This is a genomic window from Thermosyntropha lipolytica DSM 11003, from assembly GCF_900129805.1.
GTDB lineage: Bacteria > Bacillota > Syntrophomonadia > Syntrophomonadales > Syntrophomonadaceae > Thermosyntropha > Thermosyntropha lipolytica.
The window spans coordinates 16,416-34,544 of record NZ_FQWY01000022.1; the positions used below are offsets into that span (position 1 = coordinate 16,416).

Here is an 18,129-nt window from a genome sequence, read left to right on the forward strand (position 1 = left end):
CTTTTAACTTAAAAAGCTCTTCTCTCGCGGTTAGCCCGGAAAAAAAGTTCCCTTAATTCCGGTTCTAAACAGTTTTCAATAAGTTTTTCCGTTTCTTTTTTGCGCAGACGGACTTTAGCATCGGTTATCTGCAGCCACAGAGGTATTCCCTGGCCGTGACGAGGGGTTAAAGTATAAAGCAGATTCATGGCTTGGGTTATTTTTTCTCTTTGTTCAGCTAAAAAATCACAGCCAATAGCCTGGGGCAAACTTCCTAACCGGGCAAAAACGGTGTGGTAATTTTTCTTTATATTTTTGTCAGCAGCAAAAAGCAGATACTCACCCTTATCCAAAAGGCCAAATAAAATTTCTCTATCATATATGCGCAGGCTATGGTCTAGACGCAAATCCAGCCATTTAGCCAAAACGGAAGTAGCTACCTCTTCAATAATCCCTACCAGAATTATGTCATTTTCCAGACAAAACTTATAAAGCTTTCTCCATTCGGCAAATTGATCAAAAAGCAAAAAACCTCCATCCAGCATAAGCAGGCAGGGTTTATATTTCTCTGCTATTTCCAGAGCGGTTAAGATTTCTAGATGGGCTAATTCTTCCTTGAGGTACAGCCTGTAAGCCTCCTCCTCCCCTATCCCTTCCTTTTCCTTTTTTTTATACACTAAAGCAGCTGTTTCTGCGTGTAATGGAGTTATAACCTTGCTCTTTTCTAAATCTTCTCTACCTGTACACTTGCCTAAAGTGCGCAGCAAAACTAAACTATAAGGATAAAAAGAAGCATATTCAATCCTTGAACCATCAACAGCAGCAATCGTTCGCTCCCCCAGTAATTCTTTAAGCTTTAAAGAGGGGATCTTCTCTCCTAACCTGAATGTCCCCCACAAGCTTAAGGCTTTTCGCAGTTCTTCCCGGTGAGGAATAGCTTTCGAAGCTGTCTTAATGTAGACATTAAATTGTCGCAAATCTTTTACCATCTGTACATTCCACATAAAACCGTCTCCTAAACCAAACATTTATTCTATTATTTATTCTATTATAAATAAAAATCCTGCCTTGCGGGCAGGAAATTTTTAAATTTACTAACCAGTCTAAATTCAATATAATAATACATGGACTTTACCAGAAAAGAAAGGAGATTATTGTGTCTATAGGAATTAGCCTCATTATAATTGGCTTAATCAGCATGCTGTATGCTTATATTACCTATAAAAAAGCTGACCTCCTCCTGGCAGAAATTAAAAAAGAAGATGTGGTAAGCTATTACCTGGAATTAGCCCTGCATCTTATTCCTGTACCTTTCTGGTGTTTTTTAGGAGGGATCACCTTTACCCTGATCGGTATAATAGTGCTTTTAATCTCTTTGCTCTCTGCCCTGGTCGTATAAAAAATTTCAGTCTATAAGCAATATACGAGCACCTGCCGCTAAAAGGGCTATACCTAGTAGATCCAAATAATGGAACTCATATTTTTTCATACCAAAGGCCCCCAAAGCATCGATTAAAACTGCAGTTAAAACCTGAGCTACAATGATAGCTGTGGTAGCATTGCCCACTCCGATTTTAGGTATACTGCGGGCAACCGCATAGATTATAACTACATTGAGCAGTCCTCCTAAAAAAGCATACCATGGTACCTGGGCTATTTTAGAAAAATTACTCATCTTGGCTCCGATAATAAGCATAATAATTAAGGTCGACACGGTACCAATAATATGAACCAGAAGAGTAGAATGCCATATTCCAAGCACTTTACCCAAAGCAGCATTGAAAGTTCCCTGTAAAGCCATAGCTGCGCCGGACAGAGCAGCTAGAGCCAAAAAAAATAAATTGTGCATCTCTGGTTAACCCCTCTATTACATTTTAAAATTATTTTGAACAGGGGAAATCATTTTATACTTAACTTTTCCGAAAATCAATTATAAAAATGTTGCCAGCAAAATGATAAATATTCCCAGCCAGAAACCTTTCCATTTTTCCTTTTTTCCTTTTAAATTGGCCTGTGGCCAGAGCTGATATATAACAAGATAAAGCATTATACCGGAAGCTAAACCTAAAAGAAAAGGAAGTATCCCCGGCAATAATAAAACAGTAGCCCTGCCTATTATAGTTCCCAAAGGGGTTATAATTCCTACCAGCAAAGCCTGTATTAAAATTTTTATCCGGCTTAAGCCGGCCATAATTAAAGGAGCAGCAATAGCCATACCTTCGGGAATATTATGAATACCTATGGCCAGGGCTATTACTAATCCGGTTCTAGCTTTCATCTCATGCCCCAGAGCAATAGCCATACCTTCAGGAAAATCATGCATAGCTATCCCCAGCATTATCAAATATCCCAGGCCAACCAGGGTTTGTTTTGGCATAAGGTTGCGCAATAAAAAATGTTCCAATAGAAAAAGCAAAAACAACCCGGCCAGGATGCCATATACTCCTTTAACCCAGCCAGGAAAAAACAAAAAAGAAGGTATAAGGTCAAAAACTACTACCCCCACCATAACCCCGGACGCCAAACCTAAAAATACTGCCAGACTACGATTGCTCCAATTTTTCTTTATAAAAAGCAAAACAGCTCCCAAAGCAGTACAAGCTCCGGCTCCCGTACTTATTAAAAGCAAATAAGCAAAAGACATAAAACTTTTTTCGCTCCGTCTGGTTTTTTACATATTTATGCCTTATATTTAGATATAATACAGCCCAAAATAAGGAGATGAGCAGATGTTTAAAATAGAAGTCCAAAGTAAAAACCAAGAGGAAATTATCGATATCACCCCCCAAATTGCCAGGCTAGTTTCAGAACACGGGGCAGATGCCAAAGCTTGTCTTGTATATATACCTCATACTACAGCTGCCCTAACTATAAATGAGAATGCTGACCCGGATGTGAAAAAAGACATGCTAAAAGGCCTCCGTTTATTAGTACCACCTAACACCCAATTTAAACATAGTGAAGGGAATTCGGACGCCCATATAAAAGCCAGCCTCTTAGGCTGCTTTCAAATTATACCTGTGGAAAAAGGTTATCTTAAACTGGGTACCTGGCAGGGGATCCTCCTTGCCGAATTTGATGGCCCCCGTACCAGGCAAGTCTGGGTACAGCTTATATAAACCGGGGATAAATTTTGTAATAAAAAAACTAACCTCCTCATAATTTTTTTCTTGAGGAGGTGTTTTATTATGAAATGCAAAGCTTCTATTGAGGTAAAGGCTTTAGGCAAAGCCCTGATTTTATCTTGCATTTTATGTCTGCTTTCTGCAACTATAATCTATTACACCAGTCTTAAAGAAACTCTGCAGGCACCGCTGGGAAAAATAATAATTATAATTGCCGTATTTACCGCTGCCTGTTCTATAACCAAATTCCACGGCAATCGTGGGTTGATAAGAGGTATAAGTACTGGAATAGCTTTCTTTATTATTATGTTTATTGCTACTCTTCTCTTCGCCAATTCTACCATAAATATGGCTTCGTTTTTCTCTACCCTGCTCTTTTGCATAATTGCAGGGGGATTAGGGGGAATTTTAGGTATTGGTTTGAGTGATTAAAAACATAGTTTGGAGAGACACCATAAGATTAAGCCAGCCGCAATAAAACCGGCTCCCATTATGATACGGAAAACAGACACTGGTATCCCTCCCTGGTTATTTTACCTGAAAACTTAACCCCATACTTTTAAAAGTAAATTACGCAAAAAACGGGGAATCCTTATATAATACACCTTCATCTTGCAGTTCTCCTTTCACCAAAGGTTTTTTTATCAATTTATATTATGAATTTTCTCCGGGAATGGTTCTTTTTTATTAGAAAAAAACTAAAAACAACCTAAAATTAAATCGAACAAGCATAAAGCCGGGATAATTGGGTTATTATCATAAAATAAAACCTAACCAGGCAGCCACATTTCTTTTAAATTCCTCTTGGGATAATTTTTTTATATTCTTCACCGGAGTATTATTTTTAAAGATACTGCCATAAGCTTTCTTCTCCAGGCGGCTGTCCAGGACAATTATTATCCCCCTGTCCTGTTCACTGCGAATGAGCCTTCCTACTCCTTGTTTAAAACGGATTACCGCATCAGGCAGCATAAAGCTGGTAAATGTATTTTGGCCCTGCAAACTGAAATAAAGGCTCGCTGCCCGGGCAAAAGGCTCATCCGGAGAACGGAAAGGAAGCTTAGTAATGATAAGGCACTTTAAAAGTTCTCCTTTTAAGTCAATTCCTTCCCAGAAGGTATCAAGCCCCATCAAAACCGCATTCGGGCAAGTTATATACTCATTTACCAAAGAAGCCGCCTCTCCGTCTTCATTTTGTACCAGAAGCTTAACCCCCTTGCTATCGCAGATAGGCCGCAAAAGGCGAGCAGCCTTTTTCATCTGGGCCTGAGAAGTAAAAAGTATTAAAATACGCCCGGGTAAAAAATCTAATATCCCGGAGACAACTTCTGCCAGTTCTTCATTAAATCTATCATTATCAGGAAACGGCATATCTTCTAGAATATACATAAAAGCCTGTTCTTCATACATAAAAGGCGATTTTTCAATAAGGGTATTAAGCCTTCCCTCCTGGTTAAACAATAAAAGTCCGCTTTTAGATATAAAATAGGAAAAATCCCCCTCTACCGCCAGAGTAGCTGAAACCATAACTAAACTCTTAAGTTTAAGGTAGAGTTTTTCATATAAAATTTCTCCGGTTGCTATGGAGGAAGAAGAAATAGCTCTTACCCTCCCGGCATAAAATTGCAGCCATATTATCTTATCGCTTTTTTGTATGTCTTCTTCCAGCAAAGTAAAAATCTTATCCAGTTCCTGCTCTAAATTGCGGATAAAAACGGTAAGTTCCCAGCCCTCATCATCTACCTCCATCTCCCTTTGCAAATCCTCCATCTTAAAACAGATAAGCTGCAGCGTATCATACCATTCCAGATAAATATGCAAAAAATCTTCCTCTAAAAAGCGGTTTTTCTCTTTCTCCCCCAAAACTTTACTAAACCCCGTATCATCTTCGCTGACAAAATTTTTATCTAACCAGGACTTAACCTTTGCGGTAAGCTGTATTCCTTTATCTACCAGCATTTCCAGTTCCCCTATGAGCATCTGCAGAAGAGGGAAAGAGCGTTTAAGGTGAGTAAGATAACCTTTTTCCCATTTAGCATCTTTATAGTAAAGGGCATAAAGCAAATCTTCTAAATCAGAAAAGACCAAAGATACCGATAATTTATCAAAAGCTTCCCGTTCAAAACTGTGCGCCTCATCGATTATTAGATACTCATATTCAGGCAGGACTCTATTTTCCACCATAATATCAGCAAGCAGAAAAGCATGGTTAGTAACCACAATATCAGCTTTATGTACCTTTTTAATCATCTTCATCCGGAAACATTTTTCCTGGTGAGGGCAATTCTCCTTAAAGCAGGTTTGCCGCTCAGCTGATACTATACCCCATTTTTTAAGCAAGCGGGCCTCGACCATAACCTCTTTACGATCTCCAGTAGTCGTCTCTTCCGCCCACCGCATAATTTTTTCTATCAACTCCAGCTCTTCTTTTTCCAGTCTCTTTTTGCCGGCTATAATCTGATGGTATTTATTCCAGCACAGGAAATTTTCGCGTCCCTTAGCTTCGGCATAGCTAAAATCAAGGTCTAAAATCTTTCTCAGAGCAGGCAAATCTTTTTCCACTATCTGCTGCTGCAAAGCTTTAGTCTTAGTAGATATGACTACTTTTTTCCCCGTCTGGACAGCCCATAAAACAGCCGGGATAAGATAAGCAAAGCTTTTTCCTATACCGGTACCTGCTTCCGCTACCAAGAATTCATCTTTTTCCAAAGCCCGGGCGATAGCCAGGCTTAAATTTACCTGCTCTTCCCGGTATACATAGTCGGGAAGGATTTGATTTATACGGCTATCTTCTTTAAATATACTTTCCACATCATCCATCCATCTTGTCATATCGACTATCCTCTCATATATTCCCTACCGTAATTATAATCTATAAAAAAGAACAAAAGCTACAAGCATATGCCTGCAGCTCAGGAAATACTTTTTTTTATGCCATCTCTATTTTCGTTATATTATTTTTTTTGCCTTCTTTTTCTACCCTGAACACCCCTTCTACAGGTACTTTATTTTCCAGCAGGTCATTATAATATTTTTCTATATTCTCCCAGGAAAGCTTTACAGATAATCCGCAGCTGCTGGAAATTTCCCGTAAAGTAGGTACTATTAAAAACTCAGCTCCCAGGGCTTTTAAAACCTTTTCCGCCTTCAGAGCATGGGAAGTGGTATTAAAAGTAAAAAGGGCATACTTTTCTGCTTTTATAAGATTTGACATATCCGTTTTCACTCCTAACCTAAAGATATTTCTCCGGTTTTAAAAAAAGTCCCCTGGCTTTTGGCTATAAGCTTTTTCTCTGCCCATACCTCAGCTTCGGCAAATATAAGATTTTGGCCAGCCTTCAAAACCCTGCCTTCAGCTTCTATTTTAACTCCTAACGGGGGAGGAGATATAAAACTTACCGTTATATCAGCCGTAACTCCTTTTATTCCCATACTGCGGATAGCATTACCCATGGCGGCATCAGCCAGAGTAACTACAAGTCCTCCATGTACCATACCTAAAGGGTTCAAATGATCTTCTTTAGGCCAAACACTTAAAACAGCATGTCCCTTCTCTATTCTTTCCAGATTTATTCCGATTAGATTATAAAAAGGGGTATCAGATACGGTGTTACATATATATGCATATAATTCAGGAGCAATTCTTTCATAAGCCGACAAACCTGTTCTCTCCTTTACCTTAGGATAATACCGTAAAAATTATAACATATAAATTAAAAACATAATCTAAAATCATTATTAGAAAGCAAAATATCCGACCTTCCTGGTAAAGCATATATGGTTATTATCGCCAATATGACCATAATCATATCATTGAAAGCAAACCCTAATTTTTTCTTTACTCATATACCATTAACGGGTATAATGTAAATGAGGTATTAAATACCAGCCAAAGGAGGGTAATTATGGAAGAAAGAAAATCTTTAAATCCCTATCTGGGGGGAGCCCTAGCCGGTATTCTTCTTACTTTATCTGTTGTTTTTACCAATAATTTTTTCGGAACTTCGACTACTTTAGTGCGCCTGGCCGGTAAACTGGAATCTCTGCTTGCACCTTCCCACTTTGCATCTCTGAAATACTTTCAGCAGATCCCGCCCCTTATTGACTGGCAGGCTATGTTTGTAGCAGGTATATTCATAGGTTCTCTAGTTTCTGCCATCGTGGCTGGAGATTTTAAAATGCAAGCTGTTCCTGATATGTGGCAAAAAAAATTGGGACCTAGCAGGGGCAAGCGTTTTCTGGCAGCATTTGTGGGCGGTATTATTGCTGTCATTGGTGCCCGCATAGCTGGGGGATGTCCCAGCGGCCAGCTTTCAGCCATGGTCCAGCTTTCTCTTCTAGGTTTCATAGCTATGCCGTTTTTCTTCCTCGGGGGACTTACTGCAGTTCGTTTTATCTATAGGGGGAGGGATTAAGCATGAAATTATTGTCAGGCCTTATAGCAGGAATTTTATTTGGCATTCTTTTACAAAGAAGCCGGGTAATAAGATATGATAAACAGATAGGCGCTCTGCGTTTACTGGATATGACAATAGTAAAGTTTATGTTTACCACTATTTTAGTGGGTATGATCGGAGTTCATATTTTTTTAGATCTAGGGATTATTGAGAAAATTACCTACCGTGAATTCTCCTGGGGAGGAGCTGTTATAGGTGGTCTGCTTTTTGGCATTGGCTGGGCACTTATAGGCTACTGTCCTGGTACTGCCTGGGGAGCTCTGGCGGAAGGAAGATATGATGCAGGAGTAGGAATTATCGGCATGATAGTTGGAGCCCTCATAGTAGCTGAACTTTACCCGTTTTTACAAAAAACTGTCCTTTCCTGGGGTTATTTAGGTTCAGTAAGCCTTCCTGCCCTTTGGGGCATAAACCACTGGTTCATCATCATACCTTTTGCCATAATTGTAGTAATTTTGTTTATCGGGTTGGAAAAAAAGCAGTTGTAACCCCAAAGAAAAAATTCCCCAGATTGTGTTGTCATATCATGTACAGCTGTAAATAAAATAAGTAGCAGGTATTATATGCCTACACCTGCTACTTATTTATAGAAACTAAAAACTCATTTTAAATATGCGGAAATAGAAGCTTATCAACAGAGCTTTGGCTATTTGGTTGATACTGAACCACCCGACCTTTAGATGAAGGTGACTTTGTTGTCATACCAGGAAGTAATAGAAAAATAAAAGTCTTTAGATATGTACCTAATTTTGACCCTAAATTAAAAATCTACGCCCTGAAGCCCTTAGCTTAAAAAGCCAAGGGCTTTTATCTTTTTCTTAGCCGGGCTTATATCTTTTCATATACGGCAAAAAGCTGCAGGGCTACTTTATCGAAAGACTTCTGTTTAAGATCTTCTGCTAACTCTCCATCAGGTGATTTCTCCGCAATATGCAAAAAGTCTTCATAAGTCATAAAGTCAAAAGGAACTACCTCTACTTCCCGCAGACCATGGCGGGAAAACATATCCCTCAGTATTTCCTGATCAAAATGATGCATATGCAGCATGGCAGGGAATAAAGTTCCTTCTATGCTCTCATGAATACGCTGTTCCCATTCTCCATAACGAGTAGGAGCAGTTATAAAAACTTGTCCCCCTGGTCGTAAAACCCGGGCAAATTCCTTGACTATGGCCTCAGGATCATAAGTATGTTCCAAAACATCCAAACAATTAATAAAATGGAAGAAATTATCTTCATAAGGAAGCTTATCCAGGCTTCCCCAGGTAAAATGTACATCTTTAGGTTTCTGGTTTAATAGTTTTTCCGCATCCGGAAATTCATATTCTACCTCAATACCACCCAGTTCTTTTTGAATAAGGCTTATTATTTGCGGGAAAATTTTACGCTCCCCTCTTTTCATCATTTCTGCCAGGGCATGTGCTCTTTTAAGCCTTGCCTGACAGGCATCCAGGGAATATACTTCCATATACTGGCTCATAACCAGAGTAGCAAAACCTGCCCCACATCCACCATCCAGAACCCTTCCTGACTTATCCTTGATGCGGGGATAAACATACTGTAAAAATGAACTTTCTCCTCCGGAAGAAAAGTTCTGCAAAGAGATGACTTCATTCAAAGTAAAAAGTTCCTCCTGGTCTAAACCAGAACCGATTTCTCTTCTGAACCAGTTGCGAAGTGCTACATCTTTTTTCAGCTTCTGTTTGACTTCTTCATAAGAAGAAACAGCACAGGCGGCAAATACTTTATCCTGTTCTTCTCCCGTTAGAGTGTTCCACACATAATCTAGAAAAAAGTCAAAACATACATTGTCATTTACATTAAAAAGAATAGCCTGCCGGGGATTTTCCCGGCACAGTTTAAAAGAAACCGAATAAAAATCAAGCAAGAATTTCAGAGCTTCCTCATCATGCCGGCTGAACATTTCCGCATAAGCCCCTGCCAGGTCTTCTTCCTGAGGCAAAAGGCCGGCATAAATTTTTCTTACTTCATCATCGACATGGGAAAAATAATAGGTGAAAAATTCCTTAAGAATCATATAATCCCCTCTCCTATCTAGTTTATTTTGGGTAGGCTAATAATTCTACTACCTTTGCTTTGGGATCAGCTTCCCATTTCACATCAAATTCCCAGGAAATATCAACCTTTAAAAAGGCTTCTCCATCCTTAAAAGCTATTTTAGGTTTTACTGCTAATCCGGAAGTATGATAACCTAATCTGCTCTGCTCATCATTTACATATCCTTGATAATAGTTTTTCACCGCCGGACTTATGACCACCTTTTCTATATTTTCTCCTGCTGATAACCTGTAATTTACTCTATTAATAAAACATTCTCCTTTAGCACTCTTTATCCTGTAATAATAACTCATGTCCCCCGGCTCGTTAAAAACAAAGCTTTCATCAATAAGGCTGATATTTTCTCCTTCGCGCAACTGTTTATCCTCCAGGTGATATAAAATTTCTCTCTCCCCCCCGGATTCAATCTGAACCCAGGCCTGAGGTTTAAAATCGATCTCATCAGAAGGAGAAACGGAAGCAGCAATATCAGGCACCAAAAAAAACCGTATCCGGCTATTTTCCGGAGAACAAAAAGCCTTAAAAGCACATTTTACTCCCTTCTGGTCTATCCTAAACTCTTTGGTTAAAGTTATATTATATTCATCCCCATCCTCCAGTCTGATCTTTTCCTCAGCTAACAGCTTTATCCTTATCTCATCTTCTTTTTTGTCAATCTCATCTATTTTATACTGTACAGTAGCCAGGTTGCCTAAAACGGTATATTCCCCTTCCCTTTCCATTTCTATCTCACACCGCATACTATGGCGGCAAGTTTCTTTTCTGCCCCCTTCCGGATAGAAACTGCAGGCCATACGGCTATCTGTTTCCGTAAAGATTAAAGGTATGCTTATCCTGTATATGTCATTATAAGGAGCTACACTGTCTATATCGCGCTCTAATATCCTTTTCATCACATCAGGATCACAGCTTACCTTATTATCTAAAACCTGATGAAAGCTTATACAGCCTCCTTTTAAATCAATAACCAAAAACTGTTCTTTATTCCTGATTACTATCTCCTCTAGCCCGTCATAATCCCAATCTTTTATCTCTAAACCTTCTTCATCACGAACTAAATTTAAAGCTTCTTCCATATACTGCAAAAGCCTCTCGGCCATAAATAAATAAGCCAAACCCTGCATATCATAATAAGGTGAAGAACCATAACTCGGGTGGCGGCTGGCCCATTTAGGATCTTCCTGATAAACCACATGCCGCACCCGATTCACAAGCTGGTAGCCCAGGGCCAGGGAAGCAGAAAAATTCAGTTCTAAAAGCCTTTGCACTATTTCATACCTTTCAGCTGAATTCAGCACAGCATTTTTATACATATCCTGTATGCTGTCATCAGGCATCTTATCAGCAAAGATCCTAGCACTAAAAAGGCTAATAACATGCTCTTCTATTTGCCGCTGTTTCTTTTCTACATCGCGCAAACGATTTAAAACTAATCGCAGTCTTTCATCACCAAAGACAACACCTCTTATCCCTCTTTTGGCCGTCCAGTTTTCCCACTCCGTATAGCTATGGCTGCTTCTGGCCGGATAAGTATCCAGAAACCCATGGGCTAAAACATAATCTTTAATCCCTATAAACGCAAGCTCTTCATCCTGCAGTACCAAATGGAAAAATTCCTCCAGCCATTTGGCATCACCCTGCGGATCTTTGCTCCACTGCCCAAACTTTTCGGCATCTTCAAATATCACCAGAATAGGTTCTATTTTTTTCCCCCATTTTTCACCTAGCTCGCCTGCTCTTTCCAGAGCATCTTTTATATAAAAGTAATAATGTACCGGCTTGGTAATATTTTTATCTTCACGCGTAAAAGCTCCTCTTTTTAAAAGATGATAGCGATATTTGCTATGTACAGGCAGGGCAAAATATTCCTGCCCTCCTATCTCATCACGCAAAGCAAAAAAAAGCATCTCCTGCGGTATATGACTCATAGTAGTCCGCGAATAAGGATCCTTAAATCCAAAATGTTTTAAACAATAATCACTCTCGGACCCTGGATAAGCGAAATGGGAATTATAAAAAGTTTCGGCATCCAGATAATAAAGGGGAAAAGCACCTAGTTTGCGGGCGGCATAGCTAAGTTCCTGCAGCAAAAATTCGCCGCCTTCCCGTTCCACAATATGTATCCCCTGCCACTCATCAGCCCCTACCTCAAAAAGCTTTTGCGTAAGCTCTTCATACTTTTTTATCTGATAAAAAAAGTCATCCCGGCGGGAAGTAAGCTGTATAAAAGGTTCATCAGCCAGCCCTCCAATTAGACCGGCTTTGCCTCTTTTTATTAATTCTTTCATTCCCAAAATAAATTGAGGTTTTTCCTTCTCTATCCAGTATAGAAAAGGGCCGGAAAAATGCAGATTTATAAAAAAACCTTCTTTATCGGCAAAAGCCTGCAAAAGACTAAGCCAGGGCTCGTAGGAATTCTTATATGCTTCTTCCCTGGTCTTATACAGCTGAAAATGTGGCTGATGAAAATGAGGACAGAATGCTACGTATCCTTTCATATAACGACCTCCAACCTGCTATAAAAAATTAAAAGGAGTTAAACAGATCATCTTCATATTCTACCTTGGCAAACCATTCAGCAAATCCAGCATCTACCTTATTATTTTTAACCGCATCTGCTATGCGCAAAAATTTAGTATAATGTTCAAAAAACCTTTTTAAGGCATAATCTTTGGTAAGATTATTGGTAACCATGAAAAACCAGTCACTGCTCTGGATAAGCATTAACTCTTTTAGAGCCTGTTTTTTCACCCGTTCACCTAATTCACTCCTGGTTGTTATATTAATAATCTCTTCATATTCCTGATTGGCTTTAGCGATAATCTGCCACATCCACTCGGTTTCTTTATTTTGCCATACATAATGTTTGCCTCCCATTCCCCATGAAGAATCAAAAATTTCCGCTTCATAACGCGGGGCTTCTATATGACAGGGTAAAACCATAGTCAGGTTATGCCTGGCTATCTCCCGCATTACTTCTTCCAACCAGGTAACTCCTTCCCACCACCAGTGCCCAAAAAGTTCAGTATCATAACATCCTATAATAAGCGGCCTATTAAAACCTATTTTCTGCGCTTCACTTATCGTCCGTTGCAAAACGCTCACAAAATGATGAGCATGTTCTTTAGCCTTTTTTTCTGCTTTATGGGCATCATAATATTCTTTTTTATCCAGAGGCTTAGATCTATCGGTAACTCGCCAGTATTTAAGTCCCGATTTAGGAAAATGTTTATGAAACTCACGATAATTCTCATCTCCCGGATACCCAAATTCTGCTGACCATACCTGGCGGCTTACCAAAGCATTACGGCCCAAAACAGTAATATCCTTATCTTTAAGTTTATAAGGGCGATAAGTGCTAAGGCCGGTGATAGCAAAAGTTTCTATCTCCGGTTCTTCTTCCAGCATATCTCCACTAAATACTCCTAAAGGCTTGCCTCCTTCTATGGCATGGCTGTCCACAAAAAAATACTTAAAACCATATTTAAGCAGAATATCTTCTAATCCCCGGCGGTATCCGCACTCCGGAAGCCAAAATCCTCTAGGTTCTACCCCCAAAAATTTTTTATAAATTTTTTGACCATAGAAGATTTGCCAATCCGCACTTTTCTCATCCAAAACAGGCAAATAAGCATGGGTAGCTGCGGTAGCTAATACTTCTATACAGCCTTTATTCTGCATTTCCTTAACTAGGCTAAGAAGGTCGCTGTTAAAATCGATAACAAAATCCCGGCGTACATCTTTATAAAAGCGATGATAAATAGCAGCTGTTTCTGCCAGTTTTTTTTCTCCACAGGAAATAAAATATCTTTCATCCTCCAGAGCTCTAACTTCACATGCTTTTAGATAATTTATGAACTCATTTTTTATGTATTTAGAATGGAGCTGTTCCATTAAAGTAGGGCTCATACTTATAGTAACCGGAGCCCTTACCCCTTCTTCATAAAGGCGAAGAAAACTTCTTAGAAGAGGGATATAAGTTTCAGCCATAGCTTCAAAAAGCCATACTTCACCAAAAGGCCATCTTCCCTGTCTCTTAACATAAGGAATATGACTGTGTAATACCAGCATTATGCGCGCATCCACTTTTTGCACTTCCCTTGCCCGAAAAATTAGCAGATAACCTTCTGTTTTACTCTCAAAACTTCTCTATATACATCAGCTGTTGATTTCGCAATGGCTTCCCAGCTATAAACATTTTTTACCTTTTCCCGCGCATTGCGTTTTAGCTTTTCCGCTAAAAGTTCATCGGTAAGCAGCCTTACCATGGCATCAGCCAGCTTATCTATTTCCAGGGCATTAACTTTAAGACCCGTAACCCCATCTTCAACTATTTCGGCCAATCCGCCTACATTACCTACAATTACAGGGGTATCAGTAACCATGGCTTCCAGGGCGACAATACCAAAAGGTTCATAAAGGCTTGGAAATACAGCCAGGCTGGCCCGCTTGTAGATCAAATTCCGGTCTTCCAGGCCAATAAAACCTGTAAATACAACCTTTTCTTCTAAACCTAATCTTGCCACCTCTTTCTCTAAAATTTCCCTCTGAGGTCCTCTCCCCCCTATATATAACCTGGCTAAAGGCACTTTTTTAACCACCTGGCTAAAAGCCTGAATAAGCTGCATAACCCCTTTCTCCGGCACCAATCTGCCCAGAAAAACTACCGCTTTCTCATTTTCCCCCACATAGCTGTAAGGGGAGGTTGAAGGAAGCTTTTTAAAAAGTTCAGGGTCGACTCCATTAGGTATAACATAAATAGCTTCTTTTTTAATTCCAAAAAGGGTACTTACTTCATTTTGCATATATCGGCTGCAGCAAATAACTTGATCAGCCTCTAAAGCAAGATTTTTCTCTATTTCATTGATTTCCAGCTGCATACGGTTATGCAGGCCCAAATTTCTTCCATGTTCGGTAGCATGGATGGTAGTAACCAGGGGAAGGGAAAAAATCTTGCTTACCGACCTGCCGGCATAAGCTACCAGCCAGTCATGGGCATGTACGATATCAAAGCCCCCTATTTGATCATTTACACATACTGCCGCGCGAATAGCTTCACTGTTAAAGGAAAAAATCCAGGATTTGAAATGTTCACCCTCTAAAGCAGGCTTTCCGACCCGGTAAATATGTACCCCGTTTTCGTTTTGATAAGGCAGGCAATCCGGTGCAGAAGGAGTTATTACATGAACCTCTACTCCCTGTTTTATTAAAAACCGGCTTAAGTCAAAAACATGCTGCCCTAATCCTCCTACCATATGAGGAGGATATTCCCAGCTAAACATAAGTACCTTCACCTTTATCCCCTCGTTCACGATATATTTTTTAATAATATACCAGATAATTATTTCTATTGTAAGGCTTTTTGCTTATAATGTTTTATAAGTAAAACCAATTTCTAAAAACAATATTGAAAAGCTGGGAGGTTTATTAATGAACGCCATCTTAAAAACGAAAGAGATAAGGCCATCTATAATTAAAAACCCCGATCTGGCACCGGAAGGTTATAAAAAATTAGCATGGGTAAGCCAGCGTATGCCTGTTCTCAACATCCTCAGGGAAGAATTTATCAAAGAAAAACCTTTAAGTGGCAAAAGAATAGCCTGCTGTCTTCATCTAGAAGCCAAAACGGGCTATCTGCTCCAGACTTTGCAGGCGGCAGGAGCAGAAGTAGTCGCTTGTGCCAGTAATCCCCTATCTACCCAGGATGATGTGGTAGCTGCCCTCGTAGATTCTGGCATAACTGTATATGCTGTACATGGAGAAACCCCGGAAGAATATCACCGCTATCTTGAATATGCATTAGATACTATGCCCCATGCCATTATCGATGACGGTGCCGATATGGTTACTATTCTTCACCGCGACCGCCGCAAGCAGGCTGAAACCATTATCGGCGGCTGTGAAGAAACTACTACCGGAATAATAAGGCTTAAAGCTATGGATAGGGAAAATACCCTGCTTTTCCCCATGATGGCAGTAAATGATGCCTACATGAAATATCTTTTTGATAACCGTTATGGAACCGGACAATCGGTATGGGATGGCATAAACCGCACTACTAACCTGGTAGTAGCCGGCAAAAATGTAGTGGTAGTAGGCTATGGATGGTGTGGAAAAGGCGTTTCCATGCGGGCTTTAGGTATGGGAGCCAAAGTTATAATCACCGAAATTGATCCTATAAAAGCCAATGAGGCCATCATGGATGGGTTCCAGGTTATGCCCATGCGGGAAGCTGCCAAAATCGGTGATATATTTATAACCGTGACCGGAAACATAAATGTAATCCGCAAAGAACATTTTGAAGTAATGAAAGATGGTGCTCTACTTGCCAATGCCGGCCATTTTGATGTGGAAATAAGCAAAAAAGATTTATATAGCCTGGCTACTGATGTGCGCAAGGTAAGAAACAATATTGAAGAATTTGTCATGCCTGATGGGCGCAGGCTCTACCTGCTGGCTGAAGGTCGCCTGGTAAACCTGGCTGCCGGTGATGGGCATCCGGCTGAAGTTATGGACCTGAGTTTTTCGCTGCAGGCACTATCTCTGGTTTATGTAATTAAAAATCGCGATAAACTGGGCAATCATGTTTATAATGTACCGGCAGAAATTGATCAGAAGGTTGCCCGTTTAAAGCTACAATCAGAAAATGTGGAAATTGATGAGCTAACTGAAGAACAAAAAGAATATCTGGCCAGCTGGGATATAGATTAAAATCTAAACCCGGGCAAAAAACTGCATAAAAACCGTCTCTTTGTCCATAATAATTATTGACTATACAGGCAAAGGACGGTTTTTTTATGGATAGAAGAAAAAAATACTATCTAGCAGGATTTTTTGGCATTTTATTTGTCATATTAATTACAGCTTATTTTCTCAACTTAAATCATAATAAAAACTTACCTTTTCCCCCATTTGCTTCTAGTGCTGATTATTATACTATCCGCGATACCGCGGGGAATATAATACTGCAAACCGGTATCAAAGTTTACCAGGATGATGAGTATATTAATGAAAAAAATATCCATTATATAGTAACTTCTGTAAAAGGCAAGGAAGCAGTAGCGGTGGTAAAAAATCAGGCTTCTTCGCATGATATAACAAGTGTGCCTACCGCTTCCCTTTTTCTTCCTGATAAACTGCTCAAACCTGATTTTACAGATATTTCAGTTGCTATCTATCATACACACAGTGATGAATCATATATCCCTACCTCCGGTACGGCCAGCAAAAAAGGTAATGGCGATATATTTAAGGTAGGAAAAGCCTTAAAAGAACGCCTGGAAATACCGGGCATAAAAGTATATCATAGTCTTAACGCCCATGATCCTCATGATATAAATGCTTACCATCGTTCCCGCCGTACCGCCATTGATCTGGTTAAAAAAGGTCCTGATGCTCTTTTAGACATACATCGGGATTCAGCACCCCTTTCGGCTTATCAGACTAATATCAAAGATACGCAGGCAGCCCGGGTGATGATAGTTATTGGCAGATCTAATCCTAATATGCAGGTAAACTTAGATTATGCCCGCCGGGTTAAAGCGGCAGCAGATAAAATATATCCCGGCTTTATGCGGGGGATATTTATAGGCAAAGGAGATTACAATCAAGACTTATACCCTACAGCTCTTTTACTTGAAGTTGGTACCGAACAAAACAGCTTGGAAGAAGCCAAAGCCAGCATGAACTTTCTAGGCGATATACTTATCCATGTTCTTCGTAATGAAGATCGCTCTTAAAGCTTAAACGGTTAAAGGGGTCCTTACAGCAGGGATCCTTTAAATTTGAGCTTTATTTTTTATTTTGACTACTTCAGTTATCTTAATAATATCATGTATAAAATTGGCCCCCCTGGATATTATTATCCCGGTAAAAACCATTCCTAAATAAGGTATAGCCAGAGGTACTCCCATAATATAGAAAAAATCTACCCGGGCGGCGATAGCAAGTATAATACCGATAACTATCGCTCCCAATTTTTCCTTGTTTATCCCTCCATTCAGCTTGACCATCAGTAAGGTTTCCCAGATAGCTTCCGCCGAAACGGCTAAAAGAAGAAGAGTTCCTATTTCCTCCACCTTTCTCTCTCCCTATTTAAAAACCTGATATTTTTATATATGCTTATTCATACATATAGGTTTTAGAATTATTTTTTTTCTGCTAATCTTATTATTATGAACTCAAGTTTCGCATCCAGAAAACCCTGCTCAAACAGCAATAAATCGGGGGTAACTGAGCAAAAAAATTGTTGTTGACAACAAAAAACGCATCCCCGTTTGGTAAAATGGTATTAAGGAAGAAACCAAAACAATCCAAACGGAAAGGATGCGTGATTAAATGATACAACAAATTAATCCGTCTGAAAAGGTCACAACTGAAGTTTCAAAACTATTTAAGGTTTTAAAGATCAACCAGTTACTCCGTGCTGCCAACATTCGCAAAGCAAGCGGGGTAAACGTTCAACAGATTTTTGAGTTTATCTTTTTGCTT

At 39.6% G+C, this 18,129-nt stretch carries 18 protein-coding genes; 7 read left to right on the forward strand and 11 right to left on the reverse strand.

Going from position 1 to position 18,129, the window contains the following annotated elements; all coding sequences use genetic code 11:
• Positions 1 to 8 precede the first annotated feature (8 nt).
• Complete coding sequence (locus BUB92_RS07185) at positions 9 to 983, reverse strand: DNA double-strand break repair nuclease NurA (RefSeq protein ID WP_073092156.1); 975 nt, start codon at positions 981 to 983, stop codon at positions 9 to 11.
• Positions 984 to 1,135: 152 nt separating this feature from the next.
• Here BUB92_RS07185 and BUB92_RS07190 point away from each other — a divergent pair, with 152 nt between their 5' ends.
• Entirely contained in the window at positions 1,136 to 1,378 is a 243-nt protein-coding gene (locus BUB92_RS07190; RefSeq protein WP_073092159.1) for a hypothetical protein, read from the forward strand.
• Between the two features lie 6 nt (positions 1,379 to 1,384).
• On the opposite strand, the gene BUB92_RS07195 is transcribed toward BUB92_RS07190, so the two are convergent.
• Together BUB92_RS07195 and BUB92_RS07200 are read right to left on the reverse strand one after the other, a co-directional pair.
• Positions 1,385 to 1,828, reverse strand: a complete 444-nt coding sequence (locus BUB92_RS07195) for a DMT family transporter (protein ID WP_073092162.1) — start codon at positions 1,826 to 1,828, stop codon at positions 1,385 to 1,387.
• An 81-nt stretch (positions 1,829 to 1,909) separates the two neighbouring features.
• Complete coding sequence (locus BUB92_RS07200; RefSeq protein ID WP_073092165.1) at positions 1,910 to 2,623, reverse strand: ZIP family metal transporter; 714 nt, start codon at positions 2,621 to 2,623, stop codon at positions 1,910 to 1,912.
• A gap of 85 nt (positions 2,624 to 2,708) precedes the next feature.
• On the opposite strand from BUB92_RS07200, the gene BUB92_RS07205 reads away from it, so the two are divergent.
• Entirely contained in the window at positions 2,709 to 3,098 is a 390-nt protein-coding gene (locus BUB92_RS07205) for a secondary thiamine-phosphate synthase enzyme YjbQ (protein WP_073092168.1), read from the forward strand.
• 69 nt (positions 3,099 to 3,167) lie between these two features.
• Positions 3,168 to 3,536, forward strand: coding sequence for a TIGR04086 family membrane protein (locus BUB92_RS07210; protein WP_073092170.1), 369 nt, complete (start codon positions 3,168 to 3,170; stop codon positions 3,534 to 3,536).
• A gap of 324 nt (positions 3,537 to 3,860) precedes the next feature.
• Here the strand turns inward: BUB92_RS07210 and BUB92_RS07215 are convergent, their stop codons facing one another.
• From BUB92_RS07215 to BUB92_RS07225, 3 genes are all read right to left on the reverse strand, one after another.
• Entirely contained in the window at positions 3,861 to 5,936 is a 2,076-nt protein-coding gene (locus tag BUB92_RS07215; protein WP_073092173.1) for an ATP-dependent DNA helicase, read from the reverse strand.
• Between the two features lie 97 nt (positions 5,937 to 6,033).
• Positions 6,034 to 6,318, reverse strand: coding sequence for a putative Se/S carrier protein (locus tag BUB92_RS07220; protein WP_073092176.1), 285 nt, complete (start codon positions 6,316 to 6,318; stop codon positions 6,034 to 6,036).
• A gap of 14 nt (positions 6,319 to 6,332) precedes the next feature.
• Positions 6,333 to 6,764 carry a PaaI family thioesterase gene (locus tag BUB92_RS07225; RefSeq protein ID WP_084728395.1) on the reverse strand — a complete coding sequence of 144 codons (432 nt, stop codon included), beginning with the start codon at positions 6,762 to 6,764 and terminating at the stop codon, positions 6,333 to 6,335.
• Positions 6,765 to 7,009: 245 nt separating this feature from the next.
• Here BUB92_RS07225 and BUB92_RS07230 point away from each other — a divergent pair, with 245 nt between their 5' ends.
• Both BUB92_RS07230 and BUB92_RS07235 read left to right on the forward strand, forming a co-directional pair.
• Positions 7,010 to 7,519: a YeeE/YedE thiosulfate transporter family protein gene (locus tag BUB92_RS07230; protein ID WP_073092179.1), complete on the forward strand. Its 510-nt coding sequence runs from the start codon at positions 7,010 to 7,012 to the stop codon at positions 7,517 to 7,519.
• A gap of 2 nt (positions 7,520 to 7,521) precedes the next feature.
• A complete protein-coding gene (locus BUB92_RS07235) occupies positions 7,522 to 8,049 on the forward strand; it encodes a DUF6691 family protein (protein WP_073092182.1) in 528 nt (175 codons plus the stop codon).
• A gap of 340 nt (positions 8,050 to 8,389) precedes the next feature.
• On the opposite strand, the gene BUB92_RS07240 is transcribed toward BUB92_RS07235, so the two are convergent.
• The 4 genes from BUB92_RS07240 to BUB92_RS07255 are packed head-to-tail and all read right to left on the reverse strand — an operon-like array spanning position 8,390 to position 14,933.
• On the reverse strand, positions 8,390 to 9,598 hold the full coding sequence (locus tag BUB92_RS07240) for a class I SAM-dependent methyltransferase (protein WP_073092185.1): 1,209 nt from the start codon (positions 9,596 to 9,598) through the stop codon (positions 8,390 to 8,392).
• A gap of 22 nt (positions 9,599 to 9,620) precedes the next feature.
• Positions 9,621 to 12,137, reverse strand: coding sequence for a polysaccharide deacetylase family protein (locus BUB92_RS07245; protein WP_073092188.1), 2,517 nt, complete (start codon positions 12,135 to 12,137; stop codon positions 9,621 to 9,623).
• Positions 12,138 to 12,165: 28 nt separating this feature from the next.
• A complete protein-coding gene (locus BUB92_RS07250) occupies positions 12,166 to 13,725 on the reverse strand; it encodes a 1,4-alpha-glucan branching protein domain-containing protein (RefSeq protein ID WP_073092191.1) in 1,560 nt (519 codons plus the stop codon).
• A 26-nt stretch (positions 13,726 to 13,751) separates the two neighbouring features.
• Positions 13,752 to 14,933: a glycosyltransferase family 4 protein gene (locus BUB92_RS07255; RefSeq protein ID WP_073092194.1), complete on the reverse strand. Its 1,182-nt coding sequence runs from the start codon at positions 14,931 to 14,933 to the stop codon at positions 13,752 to 13,754.
• A gap of 136 nt (positions 14,934 to 15,069) precedes the next feature.
• Between BUB92_RS07255 and BUB92_RS07260 the strand changes: the two genes are divergently transcribed.
• Positions 15,070 to 16,350 (forward strand): adenosylhomocysteinase, encoded by a 1,281-nt coding sequence (locus tag BUB92_RS07260; RefSeq protein ID WP_073092197.1) that lies wholly within the window; start codon positions 15,070 to 15,072, stop codon positions 16,348 to 16,350.
• 86 nt (positions 16,351 to 16,436) lie between these two features.
• A complete protein-coding gene (gene spoIIP, locus BUB92_RS07265) occupies positions 16,437 to 17,378 on the forward strand; it encodes a stage II sporulation protein P (protein ID WP_073092200.1) in 942 nt (313 codons plus the stop codon).
• Between the two features lie 39 nt (positions 17,379 to 17,417).
• Here spoIIP and BUB92_RS07270 read toward each other — a convergent pair whose 3' ends face one another.
• Entirely contained in the window at positions 17,418 to 17,717 is a 300-nt protein-coding gene (locus BUB92_RS07270) for a hypothetical protein (protein ID WP_084728396.1), read from the reverse strand.
• Positions 17,718 to 18,129 lie beyond the last annotated feature (412 nt).

Coding starts and splice junctions, on each gene's coding strand:
- BUB92_RS07185 (WP_073092156.1), bottom strand. CDS start 983: ATGTGGAATGTACAGATGGTAAAAGATTTGCGACAATTTAATGTCTAC.
- BUB92_RS07195 (WP_073092162.1), bottom strand. CDS start 1,828: ATGCACAATTTATTTTTTTTGGCTCTAGCTGCTCTGTCCGGCGCAGCT.
- BUB92_RS07200 (WP_073092165.1), bottom strand. CDS start 2,623: ATGTCTTTTGCTTATTTGCTTTTAATAAGTACGGGAGCCGGAGCTTGT.
- BUB92_RS07205 (WP_073092168.1), top strand. CDS start 2,709: ATGTTTAAAATAGAAGTCCAAAGTAAAAACCAAGAGGAAATTATCGAT.
- BUB92_RS07210 (WP_073092170.1), top strand. CDS start 3,168: ATGAAATGCAAAGCTTCTATTGAGGTAAAGGCTTTAGGCAAAGCCCTG.
- BUB92_RS07215 (WP_073092173.1), bottom strand. CDS start 5,936: ATGACAAGATGGATGGATGATGTGGAAAGTATATTTAAAGAAGATAGC.
- BUB92_RS07220 (WP_073092176.1), bottom strand. CDS start 6,318: ATGTCAAATCTTATAAAAGCAGAAAAGTATGCCCTTTTTACTTTTAAT.
- BUB92_RS07230 (WP_073092179.1), top strand. CDS start 7,010: ATGGAAGAAAGAAAATCTTTAAATCCCTATCTGGGGGGAGCCCTAGCC.
- BUB92_RS07235 (WP_073092182.1), top strand. CDS start 7,522: ATGAAATTATTGTCAGGCCTTATAGCAGGAATTTTATTTGGCATTCTT.
- BUB92_RS07240 (WP_073092185.1), bottom strand. CDS start 9,598: ATGATTCTTAAGGAATTTTTCACCTATTATTTTTCCCATGTCGATGAT.
- BUB92_RS07245 (WP_073092188.1), bottom strand. CDS start 12,137: ATGAAAGGATACGTAGCATTCTGTCCTCATTTTCATCAGCCACATTTT.
- BUB92_RS07260 (WP_073092197.1), top strand. CDS start 15,070: ATGAACGCCATCTTAAAAACGAAAGAGATAAGGCCATCTATAATTAAA.
- spoIIP (WP_073092200.1), top strand. CDS start 16,437: ATGGATAGAAGAAAAAAATACTATCTAGCAGGATTTTTTGGCATTTTA.